The organism is Vibrio genomosp. F10 str. 9ZD137 (assembly GCF_049974785.1).
In the GTDB taxonomy this organism is placed as follows: domain Bacteria; phylum Pseudomonadota; class Gammaproteobacteria; order Enterobacterales; family Vibrionaceae; genus Vibrio.
The window spans coordinates 1-323 of sequence record NZ_JBNGCJ010000788.1 but is presented as its reverse complement, the minus strand read 5'-3'; the positions used below and the strand labels follow the sequence as shown (position 1 = coordinate 323).

At 46.1% G+C, this 323-nt stretch carries 1 pseudogene; it reads right to left on the bottom strand.

Features of this window, described 5'->3' with window-relative positions:
• Positions 1-323: pseudogene (locus ACP45E_RS18325) on the bottom strand (sodium:alanine symporter family protein); the annotation flags it as partial.

The window sequence follows — 323 nt, the reverse complement described above, 5'->3', positions numbered from 1 at the left end:
AACCGCTCTTCCGATCTCCAACTGTGCCTGAAAGGGCAGTGGTGAGCGCTTGAAAGTGAGAGACTTCGCCATCTTCTTTCGCTTTAGGGTTACTGAACTTACCAGAAACCAACTCTAGTGCGTGTTTGAACCCACGAACATTAATAAAACCGAGGTAGAAAGTAAAAAAGGTGGCAGCGACAACCAACCATAAAACAATCCAAGGCACCTGCACGTCTGTAAAAGGGAAAGGAATGGTCGAGAAGATCATTCCTACAAATGGGTTGACGATCGGTGCGACGACTTCGTTAATTTTTTCATCTAAGCCAGCGGCTGCAACATTG